General features: G+C 70.8%; 19 protein-coding genes. 11 read left to right on the top strand and 8 right to left on the bottom strand.

Annotation, left to right across the window (positions count from 1 at the left end):
- Positions 1-162 precede the first annotated feature (162 nt).
- Together FHS23_RS03470 and dnaB are read left to right on the top strand one after the other, a co-directional pair.
- Positions 163-951, top strand: a complete 789-nt coding sequence (locus tag FHS23_RS03470) for an ESX secretion-associated protein EspG (RefSeq protein WP_183647595.1) — start codon at positions 163-165, stop codon at positions 949-951.
- A 567-nt stretch (positions 952-1,518) separates the two neighbouring features.
- On the top strand, positions 1,519-2,907 hold the full coding sequence (gene dnaB, locus FHS23_RS03465; RefSeq protein ID WP_183647592.1) for a replicative DNA helicase: 1,389 nt from the start codon (positions 1,519-1,521) through the stop codon (positions 2,905-2,907).
- A gap of 66 nt (positions 2,908-2,973) precedes the next feature.
- Here dnaB and FHS23_RS03460 read toward each other — a convergent pair whose 3' ends face one another.
- A complete protein-coding gene (locus FHS23_RS03460; protein WP_183647589.1) occupies positions 2,974-3,699 on the bottom strand; it encodes a dienelactone hydrolase family protein in 726 nt (241 codons plus the stop codon).
- Between the two features lie 159 nt (positions 3,700-3,858).
- On the opposite strand from FHS23_RS03460, the gene FHS23_RS03455 reads away from it, so the two are divergent.
- Entirely contained in the window at positions 3,859-4,218 is a 360-nt protein-coding gene (locus FHS23_RS03455) for an ArsR/SmtB family transcription factor (RefSeq protein WP_183647586.1), read from the top strand.
- On the top strand, positions 4,211-4,702 hold the full coding sequence (locus FHS23_RS03450; protein ID WP_183647583.1) for an SRPBCC domain-containing protein: 492 nt from the start codon (positions 4,211-4,213) through the stop codon (positions 4,700-4,702). Before FHS23_RS03455 ends, FHS23_RS03450 begins: the two co-directional genes overlap by 8 nt.
- A gap of 100 nt (positions 4,703-4,802) precedes the next feature.
- On the opposite strand, the gene FHS23_RS03445 is transcribed toward FHS23_RS03450, so the two are convergent.
- Positions 4,803-5,384 (bottom strand): cupin domain-containing protein, encoded by a 582-nt coding sequence (locus FHS23_RS03445; RefSeq protein WP_183647569.1) that lies wholly within the window; start codon positions 5,382-5,384, stop codon positions 4,803-4,805.
- Positions 5,385-5,517: 133 nt separating this feature from the next.
- Here FHS23_RS03445 and FHS23_RS03440 point away from each other — a divergent pair, with 133 nt between their 5' ends.
- Positions 5,518-6,129, top strand: coding sequence for a class I SAM-dependent methyltransferase (locus tag FHS23_RS03440; RefSeq protein WP_183647566.1), 612 nt, complete (start codon positions 5,518-5,520; stop codon positions 6,127-6,129).
- A gap of 11 nt (positions 6,130-6,140) precedes the next feature.
- Here the strand turns inward: FHS23_RS03440 and FHS23_RS03435 are convergent, their stop codons facing one another.
- Both FHS23_RS03435 and FHS23_RS03430 read right to left on the bottom strand, forming a co-directional pair.
- The gene (locus FHS23_RS03435; protein ID WP_183647563.1) at positions 6,141-6,548 is read right to left on the bottom strand and encodes a hypothetical protein; all 408 of its coding nucleotides are present in this window, start codon (positions 6,546-6,548) and stop codon (positions 6,141-6,143) included.
- Positions 6,545-7,324 (bottom strand): SDR family oxidoreductase, encoded by a 780-nt coding sequence (locus FHS23_RS03430; protein WP_183650768.1) that lies wholly within the window; start codon positions 7,322-7,324, stop codon positions 6,545-6,547. The genes FHS23_RS03435 and FHS23_RS03430 overlap by 4 nt, the downstream gene beginning before the upstream one ends.
- A gap of 248 nt (positions 7,325-7,572) precedes the next feature.
- Between FHS23_RS03430 and FHS23_RS03425 the strand changes: the two genes are divergently transcribed.
- The gene (locus FHS23_RS03425; RefSeq protein ID WP_183647560.1) at positions 7,573-8,340 is read left to right on the top strand and encodes a dioxygenase family protein; all 768 of its coding nucleotides are present in this window, start codon (positions 7,573-7,575) and stop codon (positions 8,338-8,340) included.
- 119 nt (positions 8,341-8,459) lie between these two features.
- Here FHS23_RS03425 and FHS23_RS03420 read toward each other — a convergent pair whose 3' ends face one another.
- Together FHS23_RS03420 and FHS23_RS03415 are read right to left on the bottom strand one after the other, a co-directional pair.
- Complete coding sequence (locus FHS23_RS03420) at positions 8,460-11,717, bottom strand: beta strand repeat-containing protein (protein WP_183647558.1); 3,258 nt, start codon at positions 11,715-11,717, stop codon at positions 8,460-8,462.
- A 200-nt stretch (positions 11,718-11,917) separates the two neighbouring features.
- Entirely contained in the window at positions 11,918-13,300 is a 1,383-nt protein-coding gene (locus FHS23_RS03415; RefSeq protein ID WP_183647555.1) for a hypothetical protein, read from the bottom strand.
- Between the two features lie 11 nt (positions 13,301-13,311).
- On the opposite strand from FHS23_RS03415, the gene FHS23_RS03410 reads away from it, so the two are divergent.
- From FHS23_RS03410 to FHS23_RS03390, 5 genes are all read left to right on the top strand, one after another.
- Complete coding sequence (locus FHS23_RS03410; RefSeq protein WP_183647552.1) at positions 13,312-13,524, top strand: hypothetical protein; 213 nt, start codon at positions 13,312-13,314, stop codon at positions 13,522-13,524.
- Positions 13,525-13,742: 218 nt separating this feature from the next.
- A complete protein-coding gene (locus tag FHS23_RS03405; protein ID WP_221219133.1) occupies positions 13,743-14,906 on the top strand; it encodes an AI-2E family transporter in 1,164 nt (387 codons plus the stop codon).
- Positions 14,907-14,919: 13 nt separating this feature from the next.
- Positions 14,920-16,074, top strand: coding sequence for a MacS family sensor histidine kinase (macS, locus tag FHS23_RS03400; RefSeq protein ID WP_183647546.1), 1,155 nt, complete (start codon positions 14,920-14,922; stop codon positions 16,072-16,074).
- Positions 16,071-16,724, top strand: a complete 654-nt coding sequence (locus FHS23_RS03395; RefSeq protein ID WP_183647542.1) for a response regulator — start codon at positions 16,071-16,073, stop codon at positions 16,722-16,724. The genes macS and FHS23_RS03395 overlap by 4 nt, the downstream gene beginning before the upstream one ends.
- Positions 16,725-17,054: 330 nt before the next feature.
- Positions 17,055-17,681, top strand: a complete 627-nt coding sequence (locus FHS23_RS03390; RefSeq protein ID WP_183650765.1) for a DUF1707 SHOCT-like domain-containing protein — start codon at positions 17,055-17,057, stop codon at positions 17,679-17,681.
- A 22-nt stretch (positions 17,682-17,703) separates the two neighbouring features.
- On the opposite strand, the gene ptsP is transcribed toward FHS23_RS03390, so the two are convergent.
- Positions 17,704-19,332 (bottom strand): phosphoenolpyruvate--protein phosphotransferase, encoded by a 1,629-nt coding sequence (ptsP, locus tag FHS23_RS03385; protein ID WP_183647539.1) that lies wholly within the window; start codon positions 19,330-19,332, stop codon positions 17,704-17,706.
- A 31-nt stretch (positions 19,333-19,363) separates the two neighbouring features.
- Entirely contained in the window at positions 19,364-20,293 is a 930-nt protein-coding gene (locus FHS23_RS03380) for a ribokinase (RefSeq protein WP_343053608.1), read from the bottom strand.

The raw sequence follows: 20,293 nt of genomic DNA, 5'->3' as shown, positions 1-20,293 counted from the left end.
AGTCGGACATCCGACGACGCTTCATCCGGTCGGGCCGCTGCCAGGTGCTCTTTCGGCAGTGGCCCGACCGCGGCCCACCTGTTTCCACTCGACCCCCTGGCCCGCTTCCGCGGTCGATCCACCCCGCGGACCCGACGGCCGTACACCCCGAAGGGCAGCGCTGTGCTCGAGCACCAGGAGATACTCCGTACCCGCACCCTCGTCCGCCTGTTGCAGCGAACCGGCACCGAGCCCCACCCGACCCTGGAAAAGGGCGCCACGTGGTACAGCCGCGAGATGCTGCAGCAGCTGGACGCCGAGATCCACGCCGAGCTCGCGCAGGCCGGACTGGCAAGTGACGACGGGGTGCATCCGGACCTGCTGGCGACCGTCGAGGCCATCGCCCACCCCGACCTGGAGTACTACGGCTGGTTCAGCAGCGTGCACGACGGCGCGCCCGTCGACCTGTCCCTGTTCGCGGGCAGCGGTCGCGGCGAGGCGTTCACGCTGGTCAACAACGAGGCCGCGGGCGTGGTCGTGCTGGCGAGCGTGCCCGCGCGGGAGCTGTTGGACGCGTTCATGCTGCAGGTGCCGCAGCAGCTCCCCGCGAACGCGCATGCGCTGTCGGTGCCGAAGGCCGAGGTCGAGGGCCGGGCGAATACCACGTCGAACGAGGACATGTCGGTGATGCGCTCCGAGGTGCCCGACGCGGCCGAGCATGACCTCACCGAGTTCAAACGGATCATGGGCCTGGAGCGCACGGGCGGTGGACAACTGTACGTCGCGGCGCGTGGCAGGTCCGGACAGCGGCAACGCGCGGAGAAGCCGGTCACGTACCTGGACACCGTCGAAGGCCGGTGGCTGGTCGAGGAGACACCCGGCGCGGGCGAGGCGATGCTCGTGGCCGCCCCGGCACCGGCGGACCTGCTTCGGTCCCGGTTGCGGGAGGCGCAGAACACATTGACCGACTGACGGCGGCCACGTCCGCGTTGCGGACACCGAGATCGACATTGTGTGATGGTTCGTGGCGACGGCGGCCCGCCCGATCGGCCGCTGGACAGCGCTCGGCTCCACACCGGCCGTGATCACATCGACATCCGGGGTATCCACAGTCCGACGCGCAACCGCTCCGGTGCGACACGCCGATGACGCGGTTTCCAGCGACACGCCGAGAGTGTGACCACAAACTTATCCACAACCTGCCCACAGGGTTTGACCAGGGGTTTTCCCTCGGCCGGGCGACGTCTTCCCCACCTTGTACACAGGTCGGCAACCGCTTGTGATTGGTTCGGGCCATCCATCCACAGGCAATGCACAGCAGCGCCCGCACCGGTCCCCATGCCCGATTGCAATGCGCCGTCCGAGCGATCTAGCGTGCAGTTCGCGCGCCCGTCGGCGCGCGCGAGAGACACCGCCCCGACACCGCCGGCGACGGCACGACATTGCGACCGGACTGCACTATAGTTCGAACTTCCGTTCGATGGTGTCCACGGCTTCGGGACGGCCACTCGAACCACGACGAAGGAGGTGCGCGTACCGGTGGCGATCACCGACGACCGCGGTCCCACGACGAGCGGCGGCGAGCACGGAACGTTCGACCGTCAGCCGCCGCAGGACGTCGCCGCCGAGCAGTCCGTGCTCGGCGGCATGCTGCTGTCGAAGGACGCGATCGCCGACGTCGTCGAGGTGTTGCGCCCCGGCGACTTCTACCGGCCCGCGCACCAGGCGGTGTACGACTGCATCCTCGACCTCTACGGCCGCGGCGAGCCCGCCGACCCGATCACGGTGTCGGCTGAGCTGGAGCGCCGCAGTGAGCTGAGCCGGGTCGGCGGGGCGCCGTACCTGCACACCCTCATCGCGACCGTGCCCACGGCGGCGAACGCCGGCTACTACGCGCAGATCGTCTCGGAGAAGGCCGTCCTGCGCCGGCTCGTCGAGGCGGGCACACGGATCGTCCAGTACGGCTACGGCGCCGACAACAGCGGCGGCGACGGCAACGACATCAACGAGGTCGTCGACCGCGCGCAGGCGGCGATCTACGAGGTCACCGAGCGCCGTACCAGCGAGGACTACGTCGCGTTGGAGGAACTGCTCCAGCCGACGATGGACGAGATCGACGCCATCGCCTCTCGCGGCGGCGACGCCCAGGGCATTCCCACCGGCTTCACCGACCTCGACGAGCTGACCAACGGCCTGCACCCCGGCCAGATGATCATCGTCGCCGCCCGGCCCGGCGTGGGCAAGTCCACGCTGGGGCTGGATTTCGCCAGGTCGTGCTCGATCAAACACGGGATGACCAGCGCGATCTTCTCGCTGGAGATGAGCCGTACCGAGATCGTCATGCGCATGCTGTCCGCGGAGGCGCGCATCCGGCTGGCGGACATGCGCGGTGGCCGCATGTCCGACGACGACTGGACTCGGCTGGCGCGGCGGATGAGCGAGATCAGCGAGGCGCCACTGTTCGTCGACGACTCGCCGAACCTGACGATGATGGAGATCCGGGCGAAAGCCCGCCGGCTCAAGCAGCGCAACGACCTGCAACTCGTCGTCGTCGACTACATGCAGCTGATGACGTCGGGTAAACGGGTCGAATCGCGACAGCAGGAGGTCTCGGAGTTCTCCCGGCAGTTGAAGCTGCTGGCGAAGGAACTCGAAGTGCCCGTGGTCGCGATCAGCCAGCTGAACCGTGGCCCGGAGCAACGGACCGACAAGCGCCCGATGCTGTCGGACCTGCGTGAATCCGGTTCGCTGGAGCAGGACGCCGACATCGTCATGCTGATCCACCGGCCCGACGCGTTCGAACGCGACGACCCGCGCGCCGGCGAGGCGGACCTGATCCTCGCCAAGCACCGTGCCGGTCCGACGAACACGATCGCCGTCGCGCACCAGCTGCACTACAGCCGCTTCGCCGACCTCGCCCAGGAATAGGCACACGCGGGTTCGGCGACGTCCACGGGACCGCCCCGCCCAGCGAATTGCGCGCGAACGGCCGGGTCAGCCGGTCATTGGCAGGCGTTCGGCGAGCAGGTCGACGACGTCGCGCCACGCCCTCTCGGCGTGCAGCGGGTGATGGCCGACTCCGGGGAGCACGGCCTGATCGACCGTCGGATGGTGGAACGCGTGCAGCGCTCCGCCGTAGACCACGAGACGCCAGTCGACGCCCGCGTCCTGCATCTCGGCGGCGAACGCGTCCCGCTGCTCGGGCGGCATGATCGGGTCCTCTGAGCCGACCCCGGCCCACACCGGGCACCGGATGTTCCGTGCCTCACCGGGCCTGCCCGTGACCAGGCCGTTGACCGTACCGATCGCCCGCAGGTCGACGCCTGCGCGGCCGAGTTCCAGCGCGACCGCACCACCGGTGCCGTAGCCGACGGCGGCGATCCGTTCGGGGTCGGTGCGCGGCTCGTCGCGCAGCACGCCGAGGGCCGCATGGCCGATGTCGCGTAGCCGGTCGGGGTCGGCGAGCAGCGGCGTCACGCGCGCCAGCATCTCCTGCGGGTCGGTGAACCAGTGGCCGCCGTGCAGGTCGAAGGCCAGAGCCACGTATCCCAGCTCGGCGAGTGCGTCGGCCCGGCGCCGCTGGACGTCGTTCAGCCCCGGACCTTCGGGTCCGATCAGCACGGCGGGCCTGCGGTCGTCCCCGGCAGGGACCGCGAGGTGCCCGATCATCGTCAGGCCGTCGGCCGGGTAGGTGACCGTGCACGTGGTGACAGTCGGCATGACACCGAACCTAGGCCTCGTCGGCGGCCTCCGGGCCCGTGTTCACCCCCGGCGGAATCCGGTTCACGCTACCGCGACGCTTCCGTGCCCAGCGAGTTTTCGATCAGCATTCCACCGCAGCCGTTGACATGTGACCTTTTGGTCACCTATCTTGGACGCATGGAGGACGACCTCGTCTTCAAGGCTCTGGCGGATCGGACACGCCGCCTGCTCCTCGACACACTCTTCGAGCGCGACGGCCGCTCGCTCGGGGAGCTGGAAGAGGTCGTCAACCAGCACACCGAGATGTCCAGATACGGGGTGTCCAAACATCTGCGACTTCTCGCCGAAGCGGATCTCGTCACGGTCCGCAGATCCGGACGTGAACGCCTGCACTACCTGAACGCGGTCCCCATCCGGCTGATCCACGACCGGTGGATCGACAAGTACACCGAGCCGCACATCCGTGCGCTCACCGACCTCAAGACGCTGGCCGAAACCGAGACGCCGGCCGAACGCGAAGGGCACCACGATGACTGACACCCGCACCACCCAGATCCACTCCATCTACATCGACGCACCGGCCGAGAAGGTGTGGCAGGCACTCACCAGTTCCGAGTACACGAACAAGTTCGGCTACGGCGGCGACCTCACCTTCGAGGCGAAGCCGGGCGGGAAGATGGTCCACCACACGACACCGGCGATGAAGGAAATGGGCATGGGCGACGACGCCCTGACGGCAACGGTCGTCGAGGTCGAGCCGCCCAGCAGACTCGTCCTGGACTGGCAGGCCGCCTGGCACACCGACGAACCGCCGCAGCGCCTCACCTACGAGCTCACCCAGGGCCCGTCCGGCCTGACCCGCGTGACCCTCACGCACGACGTCACCGACGCCCCGGAGACGGCGAAGGACGTGGCGGGCAACGGCAACGCCGAAGAGGGCGGCGGTGGCTGGCCGTGGGTCCTGTCGAGCCTCAAGACCCTGCTCGAGACCGGCCGCACCATGACGACCGCGGGCAGCTGAGCCGTCCACAACGGACGCGGGTGCGGCGACGGCCCGGTTGTTGCCGCACACCGCCGCGGCCGGACCCACGGTTCACGCGGACCGCCGGCCGAGGACGCGATCAGGGGCGGTAGCTGGCGCGGACGTGGAACCGTTCGCCCTGCGGGCCGAGGATGCTGAGGAACTCGGCGGGGTTGTCGTCGGCGTTGCCGAACCAGTGGGGCAGGTGCGTGTCGAACTCGGCGACCTCGCCCGCGGTGAGCACCAGGTCCTGATCGCCGAGAATGACCCGCAACCGTCCATTGAGGACGTACAGCCAGTGATAGCCCTCGTGCGAACGCGGCTCCGGCACGCGGTCGTTCGGCCTGCCCGGCAGGATGTGCTTGAACGCCTGCAGCCCACCGGGCCTGCGCGTCAACGGCAACACCGTCAACCCGTCGTGCTGGATCGGCCGCGGATACACCCGCGGGTCGGCGACCTCCGGCGCGCCGACGAGATCGTCCAGCGGCACCCGGTACGCCCTCGCCAACGGCAGCAGCAGATCGAGGCCCGGTTTACGCTGGCCCGATTCGAGGCGCGACAGCGTGCTCACGGAGATGCCCGTCGCCTCGGACAGCGCGGTCAGCGTCAGCTCGGCCTCCGCGCGCAGCTTCCGCAGCCGCGGACCCACGGCCGTCAACACGGTGTCGAAGTCGTCATCCACCCCCGGTATTGCAGTTCCGGCAACGAACTTTGTCAATACGGCCGGCTGCTTCCCGTGCAGCAACCAGCAGACTTCCTTGCAGTTTCGGCAAGAAAGTTTGCCGAAACCCCGCGACCGGGCGCACCGTGGCGGTATGACTCAGCAGCACACCGGCAGCGCCGAATTCTGGGACGAGCGCTACCGCGAACAGGACCGGCTCTTCAGCGGAAACCCCAACGGCGTACTCGTCACCGACACCGCTGAGCTGCCGCCCGGCCAGGCGCTCGACGTCGGCTGCGGCGAGGGCGGCGACGCGGTGTGGCTCGCGCGGCACGGGTGGCACGTCACCGCGATCGACATCTCCCGCGTGGCACTCGAACGTGCTGCCGAAGCCGCGCACACACACGGCATCGGCGAGCGCGTGAGCTGGGGGCACGGCGACCCCACGACCATGCCACCACCGGCAGGTGCGTTCGACCTCGTGTCCGTCCACTACTTCCCGCTGCGCCTCGACGCCGGGCCTGCCGCCGTCCGCGGCCTGCTCGACGCCGTCGCACCAGGCGGGACGCTGCTGTTCGTCGGCCACGATCCGAGCGAGGTCGACGAGAGTCACGACGTGTACGCCTACTACCAGCCTGAACACGTCGCCGAACTGCTCGACGACGGCTGGACGGTCGAGTCCCACGAGACGCGCGCCCGGACGACGGCACCACCCGAAGGCACGCACCACACCCACGACGTCGTCCTCCGCGCCCGCCGACGATGAGCCGACGCGTCTCACGCAGCGTGCCCGTCCTCCATCCTTGAGGTCAGGACGAACAGGGCAGCGGGGATGGCGACGGCCGCGCCCAACGCGATCATCAGGCTTGTGCCCTCAGCCTGCGTGAGGTGGTGCAACAGCCGGGCGTGGATGACCAGGTGCGCCACCGCGAACACGAGGTAGCTGCCCAGCGCGATCCGCACCAGGAATCGCGTGGTCGCGACGGCGGCCGCGATCAGCACCACGGACAGGGCCAGGCTCAGCGCGCCGTAGTCGAGCATCAGGTGCTCGTTGTAGTCCATGCGCATGCCGACCCATGGGATCGCGAAGAACGCCCGCGGGAACAGCAGTGCCCAGCAACCGATGAGGAGCTCGGTGGCCACGAGGAAGCCCAGCCCGCCGCGCAGCACCACCCTGACGTTCACGCTCCCCACCCCGTTCCGACCGCCTCGGCCAGGAAGTCGTCGAAGGTCCTGCGCCCGGCGGCATTGTCGGGGACGAGGTGCCGCCCTTCGCGGTAGCCGCGCAACGTTCCGCCTGCCGGAGGAAGTGGCACCACCAGTCGGCGACGGCCCGTGACCTGCAGATACGTCCGCGCGAGGTCGCGAGTGGAGCGGATCCGCGGACCGCCGAGATCCGCCGCCCGGCCCGCCGCGGGCTCGGCGGCGAGCTCGGCCAGCCGTTCGGCCACGTCACGCACGTCGATCGGCTGGAAGTCCACGCCCGCGGGCACCGCGACGACGGGAAGCCACCGCTGCACCGCGAAGAACGTCGCGATCAGATCGTGGAACTGCGTGGTGCGCAGAATCGTCCACCGCAGTCCGGACCGTTCGACGAGCCCTTCGCACTCCTGCTTGGCCCGGTAGTAGGGCAGCGGTATCCGGTCGCTTCCGGCGATGGACACGTACACGACGTGCGGGCCGCCCGCGCGACGGGCCGCGTCGAGCAGATTCCGCGTGGCAGGCACGTCGCCGCGCCCGTTGGTCGTCGCACAATGGACCACGACGTCCACGCCGGCGACCGCGGCGGCGATCCCGGCACCCGTCCGCAGGTCACCCCGCATCCGCTCGTACCGCCTCCGCTCACCTCGCCGGCCATCCGCGGACGCACGACTCAGCACCCGCACGTCGTAGCCGTCGGCGAGCCTGTCCACAACGGCGCTGCCCAGCGTGCCCGTACCACCCGTGACCAGGATCGACATCCCCACCGGTTCTCCCCACCCTCGGATCCGGCCCGACACCGGGATCGCACTGCCCGTATTCCCCGTGTGCACGGAACGACCACGCGAAACGTGACAGTCCACGAAACGTGACAGCCGCAGCGGCCGACGTCGACCGGCCTGCGGTGACAGCCGCCTCTGGCAGGAGCCGCCACTCCGGCGTATGGTTGTCGTTGAAAGTTCAACGTAATGCGATGGTTGTCGCACTCCCAGCGCCCGGAGGAGGGGTCATGACCGACCGGATGCCGGTGCTGTACCTGAGCCACGGGGCGCCGCCGCTCGCCGACGACGCCACCTGGACCCGGGAACTCGCCGATTGGTCCGCCGACCTGCCGAAACCGACGTCGATCCTCGTCGTCTCCGCGCACTGGGAAGAGGCGCCCGCCACGATCGGCGCCACGACGACCCAGCCGCTCGTGTACGACTTCTGGGGCTTCCCCGACCGCTACTACGACGTCACCTACCCAGCGCCGGGCGCTCCCGACCTCGCGGCCGACGTGCGGAAACTGCTCGGCGGCCACGTCCACGACGACCCCACGCGCGGCCTCGACCACGGCGCCTACGTGCCACTCGTCGAGATGTACCCCGGCGCCGACATCCCCGTCCTCCAGGTCTCCCTGCCGACTCTCGAACCGCACGCGCTCTACGACTTCGGCCGGCGCCTCGCCCCGCTGCGCGACCGGGGAGTGCTGATCGTCGGCAGCGGTTTCTTCACCCACAACCTCATCGCGATGCGCCAGACCGACGGGTCCGCGGGGACACCGCCTGCCTGGTCGGTGGAGTTCGACGACTGGGGCTCCGGCGCGCTCGCCACCGGCGACGTCGACGCGCTCCTCGACTTCCAGCACAAGGCACCCGCCGCCGACATCGCCCACCCCAGGACCGAGCATTTCGCGCCACTGTTCGTCTCCCTCGGCGCGGGCGACGGACTGCGACCCGACACCGTCATCGACGGCTACTGGCACGGGCTCGCGAAACGCTCTGTCCAGCTCGGCTGACCGCACCGAATCGGCGAGGACTCCGCACACGGAAGCGGGCCCCGGAAGCGCCATCGCTTCCGGGGCCCGCGAATCTCACTCAGCCGACCTCACACGGGCCGGCAGCGGGGGCGTTCGGCTCAGACGAACGCGCCCAGGCCGTAGCCGTTGAGCGACACCTGCTCGGCGGCTCCCTTCACCATGTCGGCGTCGGCCGGCAGCTCGCCCGCGCCCGGCAGGGCCGGCGTGGCGGGCATCTCCGCGGCACGCATGTCCGTGCCGCCCAGCTCGGCACCGTTCAGCGCCACGCCGTCCAGCGCACCGGCGAACTCACCCTGCGTCGGGTCGGCCGGCAGCTGCGGCACGTCCGAACGCTGCGCCGGCATCGCGGGCAGCTCCGGGGCCTCCGCACCGGACACCTCCGGCAGCAGACCGCTGACCGGCAGGTCACCGGCGGGCAGGTCGCCCGCACCCGGCGCGGTCGGCAGCCCCGGGGCGGCCGGCATCGCGGCCGGCGTGGCCGAACGCTGCATCGGGGACGCCGACGCCAGCTCCGGCGCGCGGTTGGCCAGCGCGTCGAAGTACGGCGTGTTCGGCATGCCCGTCGCCGGCAGCTCCGAACCGGTGATCTGCTTGTCGACGATCGGGTCGATCGGCGCGTCAGCGACCGTCAGGTCCGTGTCGTTGTTGGCCACGGTGGTCGCCTGGCCGAGCAGCTCGAGCGGCACGTCGTACACCTGCGCGACGACGCCGATCGGACGCTGCACGTCCACACCGGACAGCGACTGCGGGTCACCGGCCGTCGTGGTGGTGCCGCTCGACTCGCCCACCGTCGTGTTGTCGCCGATGGCGTTCGCGACCCCGCCGACCGTGGCGGCGTTGCCGAACAGCTGCGCCACTGCGGTGAGCGGCACGTCGATGATCGAGCCGGAGATCGCGCCGCCCATGCCGGACGTCTCCTTGTCGCCACCGGAGGTGACGTCCACGAAGTTCGCGCCCGCACCGTTCGCGACACCGGTCAGGCTGGCCGCGTTGCCGAAGGCCGACACGATCGGCATGGCGTCGGCGCTGACGATGTTGCCCGCGATCGAACCGCCGTCGCCGACGGTCTCCGAGTCGCCGCCCGCCTCGGACACGACGTCGTTCACGCCGGTGCCCGACGCGGTGCCGATCCAGTTCGCGCCGTTGCCGAACACCGACGCCGCGCCACCGGCCGGAACCTCGACCAGGTTGCCGGCGATGGAGCCGTGCTCACCCGACGTCGTGGCGTCGCCACCGGCCATCGAGTCGGTCAGGTTGCCGCTGGTGCCGTGACCGTTGCCGATCCAGCTGGCGCCGATCCCGTGCACCTGCGCAGGCAGCGACACCGGGACGAAGCCGATGTTGCCCGCAACCGTGCCCTTGTCGCCCGCGGCGGTCGCGTCGCCGCCGGCCTCGGTGATCGTGTCGGTCTCGCCCTCGCCGAAGCCGTTGCCGATCCAGCTGGCGCCGACACCGAAGACCTGCGCGGGCAGCGCCACCGGCGCCTGAACCAGGTTGGCGTTCGCGAAGCCGTAGTCGTCGATGGTGCTGCCGCCACCACCGGCGATGACCTCCTTGGTCTCCTCGCCCTCGCCGACGCCCTGGCCGATCCAGCTGCCGCCGACACCGAAGACCTCGACCGGCGTGGCCAGCGGCACCTGCACCAGGTTGCCCGAACCGGAGGACTCGTTGGCGAGCGTGCCGTTGTAGCCGCCCGCGTCGACGAGCTTGTCGGACTCGGCGCTGCCCGAGGCGTTGCCGATCCACGCGCCGCCCACGCCGAACACCTCGGCGGCCGACGCGATCGCGGCCGACGCCGTGTTCGAGGACAGGACCGACTCGTCGCCCGGCGTCAGCGTGTCGCCGCCCGCGACCGCCTCGGTGCTGTTGACGTGGTCGTCGGCGTGCGCGTTGCCGATCCAGGTGCCACCGACACCGAAGATCTCCACCGGCAGCGCCACCGGGGCGTCGACGATGTTGCCCGAACCCGCGGCCTCGTTGCCGTTCGTGTTGGAGGCGCCGCCCGCGGTCATCGTCGCGTCGGACGTCGTGCCACCGGCCTGCCGGTCGTCCGAAGCGCCCGTCGCGGCGTTGCCGATCCACGAACCCGCGACACCCGTGACCGACGCCAGCGAGGCGACCTGCGGCTGGGCGATCGTGCCGGAAGCGAAGCCGTTCTCGCCCTCGGTCTGGATGAAGCTTTCGATGTCGTGCATGCCCGGCGACGTGTCGTCACCCGCGGCAGCGTCGACCATCGACGAACCGGCGGCGTCGGCGTCCCCGCCCCACGTGGCTGCGTTGTTGGCGACCCGCACCGGCAGCGCGACCGGCGCGCCCACCACGTTGCCCGCGATGGAGCCGCCCTCGCCGTTGGTGGCGAGGTAACCGCCGCTCTCGGCGGAGCTGCTGGGGTCGAAGTCGGTCTCGGAGTGGCCGAGGAACCACGCGATGGCGTTGCCCGACACCTGCACCGGAGTGGCGAACTGCGGCGAGACGATGTTGCCCGCGCCTGCGCCGTTGCTGCCGTCGGTCTCCACGTCGCCCGTGGTGGTGGCGTCCTGCGAGGCGCTGCCCGTGGTCTTGCCCGAACCGCCCAGGCTGCCGGCGTTACCGGAGATCTGCACCGGCGCCGCCCAGTCGAGGGCCACGACGTTGCCCGCGAGCCCACCGGAGGAGCCGTCGGTGCTGACGTCGGAGTTGTGCTCGTAGGACTGCTCGGAGTCCGAGTGCACCTCGGCGTCACCGAGGATGCCCACCGCGTTGCCCGTGATCTGGATCGGCAGCGCGATGTTGGTGTCGACCTTGTTGCCCATGAACGGGTCGTCGCCCGGCTCGGGCACCTGACGCGCGTCGGCGCCACCGGCCTGCTGGGTGAGCGTGTCCGTGACCTTCTCGGGCTGCGGAGCGGACTCCGACACCGGCCCGGGGAGCCGGTCGGCGCCGGCGTTGGTCGCCTTCGTGACCGGCGATTCCACGCTCGGCGAGGCCTTCTCGGTGTGCGGACCCGTCTGGGTCATCGCCGTGTTGCCGCGGTCGGCCGCCGACTGCACGCGTTCGGTGACGGGGGCCGCGGCCTCGTTCACGCGGTCCGTGACGGGCTGGGCCTTCTCCATCGCCGGAGCGGAGGCCTCGTTGACCTTGTCCGTGACGGGCTTGGTGCTGATCTCCCTGTCGACACCCGGCAGGTCGTGCTGGCCCATCGGGGTGCCGACCGCGTTGTCCTCGATCTGAACGGGAACGCTGACGCCTGCATCGAGCGGACCGGCGGGGGAGTCCGGATCGACGTTCTCGTCAGCGGAAGCGATGCCGGTACCCAGCATCATCATGCCACCGGTGACCAGCGCGGTCTGCAATCCACGCTTCGCCCAGGTCTGCATTGTGTGGTGTTCTCCTTTTCCTAGGTTCCCTGTTGAGGGGACATCAGTGCGCTCCGCCGGACGCGCGGGGACATGAGGCGGATCGCGAACACGCCGAACGGCCCGTCGCGGGAAATGCGGGGAAAGGAAAAGCCGGCACGGAGAAAAGAAAATGCGGAAACGAAAACCGCAGGGGCGTGCCGGCTACCCCGCGGAAGTGATCAGTCGGGCGTCACACCGGGCTGCGAACCCGGCGACATCGACTTGTGCAGCAAGCCGGAGCGCGTCACAGCGCCCACGGCGGCCACGGCGAACGGATCGGCCGTGGTGACGACCGCACCGGACGGTGCGTCTGCGTGCGCACCGCCGGCGATCGAGGAGTGCGACGGCACGGAGGCCGGCACGTACTGCGGGTCGAACTCCGGCAGCGACGGCGTCGTCGGTTCGCCGAAGTCGGGGTCGACGGCGGCACCGTCGGTGCCCGCGCCGTCGAAGCCGGTGTCGAGGACACCGGACGTCTCGGAAGCGCCGTCGTCCGAAGTGGACGTCACGGTCGAATGCCGCTGGTCGCCGGACTCACGGGCGTCAGCGTCCTGCGGCGAAGTCTCGGGAGCGTGCCCCTGCGAGCCGGCGCCCATCGGCACGTCGTACGACGACGGCAGCTCGGCGGGGTCGGGCGTGAATCCCGCCCACGGCAGGTCGAATTCGGACCACGAGGGCGACCGGTCGCCGGACCACTCGTCGAGGTTCGCCACGGCACGCACCGTGTCGCCGACACGGTGGATCGCCTCGCGCGTCGGCTCCGCGACGTGCCGCTGCCAAGCCTGCTCGACCCGCTTCCGGGCGTCGTCGGAACCGTCGGCCGCAACGAACGTGGCGTGGTGTTCGGCGCTTTCCGGCTCGTCGACCTCGCCCGGGCGCTCGGAGCCGTGCGCGCACGTCTCCGGCGCGGCATCCGTCTGGCCCTCGGCTGCATCGTCGGCGGCTGCATCCTCGGCGGCTGCATCGTCGGTGGTCTTGTCGTCGTCGGTGCCCTTGTCGCCGGAAGCCCCGTCGTCGGAAGCGGGAAGCTGCGAACCGGGCACGTCACGACCGGAAGCCTGGAACCGGCCGAGGTCGAAACGGTCGCCGTGTGCGCGGTCGAACAGGCCGCGCACGTCCGTCGGGCCGTCGGCGGACTCACCGCACGTGGCGGCACCCGAAGCGGGCTCTCCGTCAGTCGACTGTTCGGCGAGCGCACCGTCCGCCGACGCCGCGTCCTCGGGCGAGGCCGACTCGTGCGCGGTGCCGTCGTGGTCTGCACCACCGGTCGGCCGCGACTCCCCGGCCTGTCGGCCGTCGGACTGCGCCGCATCGCGGTGAGACGAGTCGGATTCGGACGATTCGGCATTCGCGGACGGCGACGTGGCATCGGCGTCGACCGGGACGGACGCCGCCGGGTTGTCGCGGCCGACGTCGAGAGGGCTCTCCATCGCGGACGCGGACGTCGCGCCGACACCCCACGCGATCGCGGTGGCGGCCGCCGCGCCTCCCGACACGGCGAGCACGCGCGACAGCCACCGACGGACGCGCCGGGCGTCCGGTGTCGGGGTCGTCGCTGCCACGCACACTCCTCGTGAATGTCGAACTGGCGCACCTCGTCGTCGAGGACCGCGCTGCAAATGCCTTGCCGTCTCGGTTCCACGGCCGCCCGGTCTCGGGGAGCGCCGCAAAACGTGAAGAGGAATCGGAAAATGAATTCCGGCGGTTTTCACCGCGTGCCGACGAGAGTGGCAAACCCACACCCCGGAAATCACGCCCCACGCGGCTTGATGGCACGAAGGTGTGAAAATCACGCGGCGTATCAGGGTGTGACGCGGCGTAGCGCCCACGGCCTGTAGATCGACTCACCGCACACGGCGACGCCGATCTCGATACGGTTATCCCGTGGACGACGAGACGGCCCGGACGACCGGGAGCACCACCACCGACACCGCGCCTCCTGGCAGCTCCCTCGACGCCGACGTCGCGCGATCGGTACCGAAGGGGTTCCGGGTCAGTGCTGCACTGGCGTGGCGATTCCTCGTGATCGTGGCCGCGCTGTACGTCGTCGGAGAAGTCATCGGCTACCTCCCCGTCGTCGTGATCCCGCTGTCGGTGGCGCTGTTGCTCGCCGCGCTGCTGATCCCGGCGGTGCACCGGCTCGCGCGGGTCGGCCTGCCGCAAACGGTGGCCGCGGTCATCGTGCTGATCGGCGGACTCGGTGTCGTCGGCGGACTGCTGACGTTCGTCATCATCCAGTTCACCGACGGACTGCCCGCGCTGCAGCAACAGGTGTCACAGAGCCTCGAGCAGATCGAGGACTGGCTCATCAACGGGCCACTGCACCTGCAGCAGACGCAGATCCAGGACGCCATCAACAACGGCATCCAGTTCATCCAGGAGAACCAGGCCGCGGTCACCTCGAGCGCACTGACCACGGCAGGCACGATCGGCACGTTCCTCACCGGTTTCCTGCTGACGCTCTTCATCCTGATCTTCTTCCTGACCAGCGGAAACAAGATCTGGACGTACCTCACCCGCGGAGTGCCCCGCAACGTCCGCGCCCGGGTCGACCTCGCCGGCCGGCGGGCGTTCACGTCGCTGATCAACTACGTGCGCGCGACCGCCGCCGTGGCCGTCGTGGACGCGGTGCTCATCGGCATCGGCCTGTGGATCATGGGCGTTCCGCTGGTGGTGCCGCTGTCCACCCTGATCTTCCTGGGCGCGTTCGTCCCGATCATCGGCGCCGTCGTCACCGGTGCCGTGGCCGTGCTCGTCGCACTCGTGACCAACGGCTTCCTCGCCTCCGTCATCGTGCTGGCGATCGTCGTCGGCGTCATGCAGCTGGAGGGCAACGTCCTGCAACCGCTGTTGCTCGGCCGGTCGGTACGGCTCCATCCGCTGGCCGTCGTCCTGGCGATCACGGTCGGACTGACCGTGGCCGGCATCCCCGGCGCGCTGCTCGCCGTCCCGCTGCTGGCGGTGGTGAACGCGGGAGTCCAATCCCTGGTTCACGACGAGGACCCGGACGGTGACGGTGATCGCGCGGCGCGAACCGGAGACGGCGGCACCGAGCCCGATGCCGGTGGTACGGACCAGGAGGACCAGGAGGACCCGAACGCCGCCTCCCGTGCCACCGATTCCGGCACTACGGTGACAACCGGCGAATCAGACAGATCCGAGGAGTAGCCAGGCGGCCCCGATGACGACCGCGCCCAAACCGAACCTGCTCGACCCGATCACCCCACTGTGGTGGGGAACCGTCGTGCTGCGGTGGATGACCCTGGCGTTCGCGCTGGGTGCGGTGATCGTCCACTTCGACGAGTACCGCAACCTGGTCCTGGCGTGGGCCGCGTGGGCGGCCATGGTCGTGTGGTCGATCGTGACGACGACGGCGTTCGTACGCGTGCGCACCCGCTACGCGGGTCTCGTCGTGGCGGACGTGGTGGTGACGTGCGGCATCATGCTGCTCTCGCCACTGGCGCTGTCGGACTACCAGTTCGCCATCACCGCGCCGCTGCTGACGACCGTGTGGGCGTCCGTCGCGCCGCTGACGGCGGGGGCGCGCTTCGGTGCGGTCGGGGGCGCGATCGGCGGGCTGATCGTCGCCGTGTCCACCGGCGTGGCCCGCTGGAAGTTCGACCTCGACGTGGCCCGCGACGGGCTGTTGCTCTTCGCCAGCGGCACGATCATCGGCATGGCCGCGACGACCGCGCGCCGGTCGCAGGCCGTCGTCTCCCGCGCGATGCGCGCGGAGGCCGCCACCGCCGAACGCGAACGCCTCGCCCGCTCCATCCACGACAGCGTGCTCCAGGTGCTCGCGCGGGTGCGCAGGCGCGGCGCGGAACTCGGCGGCGAGGCCGCGGAACTCGCCAAGCAGGCGGGTGAGCAGGAGATCGCGCTACGGGCGCTCGTGACGACCGAACCGCTGGCCTCCAGCGACGGTGACGCCGACCTGCGCGCCTCGCTCGGCGTCCTGGCGACGTCGCGCGTACAGATCTCCGGCCCCGCCTCCGAGGTGCGACTGCCCGCTGACACCGTCGACGAACTGCTGACAGCTGTGAAAGAAGCGTTGTCCAACGTGGACAAGCACGCGGGCGAGGGTGCGAAGGCGTGGGTGTTGCTCGAGGAGCTCTCCGACGAGATCGTGCTGACCGTCCGGGACGACGGCCCCGGCATTCCCGAGGGCCGGCTCGAAGCGGCGGCCGCGGAAGGACACATCGGCGTCGCCCAGTCCATCAGGGGCCGCCTCGCCGAACTGGGCGGAACGGCCCGGCTCGAGACCGCACCCGGTGCGGGAACGGAGTGGGAAATGCATCTGCCACGACCGGCCGACCGGAGGAGGAACACCCGATGACGGTGTCGGTGATGATCGTCGACGACCACCCGATGTGGCGGGACGGCGTCGCACGGGACCTGAGTGAACACGGCTTCGACGTGCGCGCCACGGCGGGGGACGTCGACTCGGCCGTGCGAGTGACGACCACCGTCACCCCCGACGTCGTGCTGATGGACCTCAACCTCGGCGAACAGTCGGGGGTCGACGCGATCAGGTCGATCACCGGACAGTTGGAGGGCACGAGGGTGCTCGTGTTGTCGGCCAGCGGGGAGCACGCCGACGTGCTCGAGGCCGTCAAGGCCGGCGCGTCGGGCTATCTCGTCAAGTCCGCGTCGGTGACCGAGCTGGTCGACGCCGTGCGACGCACCGCCGACGGCGATCCCGTGTTCACCGCCGGCCTCGCCGGGATGGTGCTCGGCGAATACCGGCGCATGGCCGAGACGCCGAGCGGCGGGGACCCGCCACCGCAGTTGACCCAGCGTGAACAGGACGTGCTGCGGTTCGTCGCCAAGGGCCTGACCGCGCGGCAGATCGCCGACCGGCTCGTCATCTCGCACCGCACCGTGGAGAACCACGTGCAGTCGACGCTGCGCAAGCTTCAGCTGCACAACCGGGTCGAGCTCGCCCGGTACGCCATCGAGCACGGCCTCGACCAGGAGCAGGAGTGACACGCAGGGAAGTCCGGGCTGTTCTCAGGGGTTTCCCGGATCCGGCGCGGCGGCCGCGGTCGTACCGTTCTCGGTGTGACTGAGAACTCCAGCGACGGGACGCGCGACGGGACCGGCGACGCGGCCGGCGGCGAGGTGGACGCAGGCGCGCAGACCGTCGACCGACCGGGCACCACGGACGCCACCGACACGATCGGCGCTGCAGCTTCGGAGAGTGCGGCGGGTTGGGCCGGCACGGCGTCGTCAACGAGTGCGGCGTCGTCAGCGAGTGCGGCGTCGTCAACGGATGCGGCGGCCGACACCACGCCCGGTGCGACCGAACGCGAACGCTTGCGGAACCTGCGGGTCTCCGATGCCGAACGCGAACACGTCGTGGAGCTGCTCCAGCGCGCGATCGGGCACGGCATGCTGGACCTCGACGAGTTCGCCGAGCGCACCGACACGGCGCTCGGCGCGCGCACGCGGGGCGAGCTGAACTCGGTGCTGGTCGACCTGCCGGGGCTGCGGCACGAGGACGCGGTTCCGGCCGGGCCGGCGGCGACCCCGGGCTGGGGTGCGGAGCCGGCGTTCGAGACGTTGGCGGGCCGGCCCGCAGCGGGCAGGCGTGTGGAGCTCAAGGGCGTCGGCAGCACGCTGGTCCGGCGCGGGCGTTGGCAGGTGCCGCCCGAGATGCTGGTGCGCAACAAGTACGGCGAGACGAAGCTCGACTTCTCGTCGGCGGAGTTCACGAGCGGTGCCGTGCACGTCGAGCTGGACACGAAGTGGGGTTCGGTGAACCTGATCGTGCCCGAGCAGGCGTCCGTGGACCTGAACGGCCTCGACGAGCTGAAGTGGTCGTCCCTCACCGACAAGACCGATTCGAGCCGTGCCGCGGGCACGCCGCGGATCGTCGTGACGGGCCGCGTCGTGGGCGGATCGATGACGGTGCGCTACCCGCGCCGCAACTGGTTCGCCTGACCGGCCGAGCCCGACCGGCCGCCTACTTCGTGGCGGTGCGGGCGGCCTGCGCGTTCGGGGCGGCCAGCGCCTGCTGTGCGGCGCGTTCGCACTCGGCCAGCGTCACGCCTGCCAGCCCGGCGCCGACGGCGCGCACCGAGGCGGCGTTCATCGACAGGCTCGTCACACCGAGTCCGGCCAGGACCCGCGCCAGCCCGGGGTCGGCGGCCGCCTCGCCGCACACACCGGCGGGTTTGCCCGTCGCCTTGGCCGCGTCGCCGACCATGCCGATGAGCCGCAGCAACGCGGGCTGCCACGGGTCGTTGAGCGTCGCCACGGCACCGAGCTGCCGGTCGGCGGCGAACGTGTACTGGGCGAGATCGTTGGTGCCGACGGACACGAAGTCGACCGCATCCAGCACCTCACGGGCGTTCAGCGCGGCGGCGGGCACCTCGATCATCACGCCTGCCCGCGCGATTCCGGCCGCACGGGCCCGTTCGGCGAACCAGGCGGCCTCCTCGGCGGTCGCGACCATCGGAGCCATGACCGCGACGTCGGCGCCCGAATCCGCGGTGGCCCCCGCGATGGCCTCGAGCTGACGGTCCAGCACACCCGGCCGGTCGAACGCCACGCGCACGCCACGAACGCCGAGCGCCGGATTGGGCTCCGCCTCGGGCGAGAGGAACGCCAACGGCTTGTCGGCGCCCGCGTCGAGCGTGCGCACGATGACGGGTTTGCCGCGGAACGGCTCGAGGACCGCCGCGTAGGCCAAGCGTTGCCCGTCGACGCCGGGTTCGTCGTCGGCGTCGAGGTAGCAGAACTCGGTGCGGAACAGCCCGACGCCTTCCGCGCCGGCGTCGGCCGCGGCACGGGCGTCGGTGGGGGCTCCGACGTTCGCCAGCACCTTCACCGGATGCCCGTCGGCCGTCTCGCCGGTGCCGTTCCAGTCGGCGGCTCCGCCTGCGGTGGCGGTGACGACGGGCGCCGTGGGGTCGGCCGCCTCGACGGTGCCCAGGTCGCCGTCGACCACCACGGCCTCGGCGTCGAACGTCAGCGCACCCCGCACCGCGACGATCGCCGGGATGCCGATCGAGCGCGCCAGGATCGCCGTATGGCTGGTCGGGCCGCCCTCCTCGGTGACGAGCGCGAGCACCTTCGCGGGGTCGAGGCCCGCCGTGTCGGCCGGGGCGAGGTCGCGGGCGACGAGCACGCTCGGCGTGGTCAGCTCCGGCACACCGGGAGGGGCGATGCCGACGACCTCGGCGATGATGCGGTCGCGCACGTCGTGGACGTCGCGTACCCGTTCGGCCATGTAGCCGCCCGCGTTGGACAGCGCCTGGGCGAAATGTCCCGCAGCCTCGTACACGGCACGGGCCGCTGGGATGCGCTGCGCGGTGACGAGCTGTTCGGCCTGGCTGACCAGCGAAGGGTCGGCGGCCATCGCGGCGGTCGTCGTGAGGATCGCCGCGGCATCCCCGGTCGCCGCGGCAGCCATCGTCTCGAGGCGGGCGGCGACCTTCTCGGCGGCAGGCCCGATGAGTGCGGACTCGGCGTACGGATCGTCCGGCCCCGGCGTGCTCGCCGGCTCCTCGATGGTGTCGGTGACCCGGACGACCGGGCCGCTCGCGCGGCCGGGGCTGACGCCCACGCCGGACAACTTCGCCTCGGCCATGTGCCTGATCCTCCCAAGACTGATCGGAAACTCAGCTTAATTCGTCGAGCAGCGGATACGAGGGCTGGGCGCCGTGCTTGGTCACCGACACCGCGGCGACGTCGACGGCCCGGCGCGCCGCGTCGGACACTGTGGCACCCGAAGCCAGCCACGTCACGAGTGCGCCGGTGAAGGCATCGCCCGCGCCGGTCGTGTCCACGGCGGTGACCTGCGGTGACGGAACCATGACCTCGTCGACCCCACCCGCGCCGCCGCGAGTGAGCACGGTCGCACCGTCGGGGCCGCGCGTGATCACGACCGCGTCCGGGCCGAGGTCGAGCAGCCGTGCGCCGTCGGCAGCGTTGTCGGCACCTGCTCCGGTGCCGCCGTTGTCCTGGCCGTCGGAGGAATCCGTGCCCAGCAGCCACGCGGCCTCGTGCTCGTTGACCACGAGCACGTCGAGCGCCTGCAACGTCTCGTCGGAGAGCTTGGCGGTGGGCGAGAGGTTCAGCACGGTGCGGACGCCCTCGCGCGAGGTCTCGGCGATCGCGTGCTCGACGACGTCGAGGGGCACCTCGAGCGAGGCGACGAGCACCCGGGCACCCGCAGGCTCGGCGACGTCGGCGGGTGCGAGCGCGTGGTTCGCGCCGGGGGACACGAGGATCGAGTTCTCGCCGTCCGGAGTCACGGTGATGTACGCGGCCCCGGTCGGCCGGTCGACGATCCGTACGCGGTCGGTGCCGACGCCGGAACCGCGGAGCGAGTCGAGCAGCAGCCTGCCGTGTGCGTCGTCGCCGACGGCACCGATCAGCGCGACGTCGGCACCGAGGCGGGCCGCGGCAACGGCGGTGTTCGCGCCCTTGCCTCCGGGGAGGATCTGCGTGTCACCGCCGAGGACGGTCTCCCCGCCTGCGGGACGGCGTTCCGCGGCGACGACCAGGTCGGCGTTCGCGGAGCCGACGACGAGAACAGCTTCGGTCAC

This window comes from Prauserella isguenensis (assembly GCF_014191605.1).
GTDB lineage: Bacteria > Actinomycetota > Actinomycetes > Mycobacteriales > Pseudonocardiaceae > Prauserella > Prauserella isguenensis.
This window is presented reverse-complemented; position numbering and strand designations above follow the sequence as displayed.

Bases quoted from the DNA above. Each gene is read 5' to 3' on its own strand.
- FHS23_RS03420 (WP_183647558.1), bottom strand. From the start codon at position 11,717: ATGCAGACCTGGGCGAAGCGTGGATTGCAGACCGCGCTGGTCACCGGT.
- FHS23_RS03440 (WP_183647566.1), top strand. From the start codon at position 5,518: ATGACTCAGCAGCACACCGGCAGCGCCGAATTCTGGGACGAGCGCTAC.
- FHS23_RS03395 (WP_183647542.1), top strand. From the start codon at position 16,071: ATGACGGTGTCGGTGATGATCGTCGACGACCACCCGATGTGGCGGGAC.
- FHS23_RS03460 (WP_183647589.1), bottom strand. From the start codon at position 3,699: ATGCCGACTGTCACCACGTGCACGGTCACCTACCCGGCCGACGGCCTG.
- FHS23_RS03450 (WP_183647583.1), top strand. From the start codon at position 4,211: ATGACTGACACCCGCACCACCCAGATCCACTCCATCTACATCGACGCA.
- FHS23_RS03430 (WP_183650768.1), bottom strand. From the start codon at position 7,324: ATGTCGATCCTGGTCACGGGTGGTACGGGCACGCTGGGCAGCGCCGTT.
- FHS23_RS03455 (WP_183647586.1), top strand. From the start codon at position 3,859: ATGGAGGACGACCTCGTCTTCAAGGCTCTGGCGGATCGGACACGCCGC.
- macS (WP_183647546.1), top strand. From the start codon at position 14,920: ATGACGACCGCGCCCAAACCGAACCTGCTCGACCCGATCACCCCACTG.
- ptsP (WP_183647539.1), bottom strand. From the start codon at position 19,332: ATGGCCGAGGCGAAGTTGTCCGGCGTGGGCGTCAGCCCCGGCCGCGCG.
- FHS23_RS03425 (WP_183647560.1), top strand. From the start codon at position 7,573: ATGACCGACCGGATGCCGGTGCTGTACCTGAGCCACGGGGCGCCGCCG.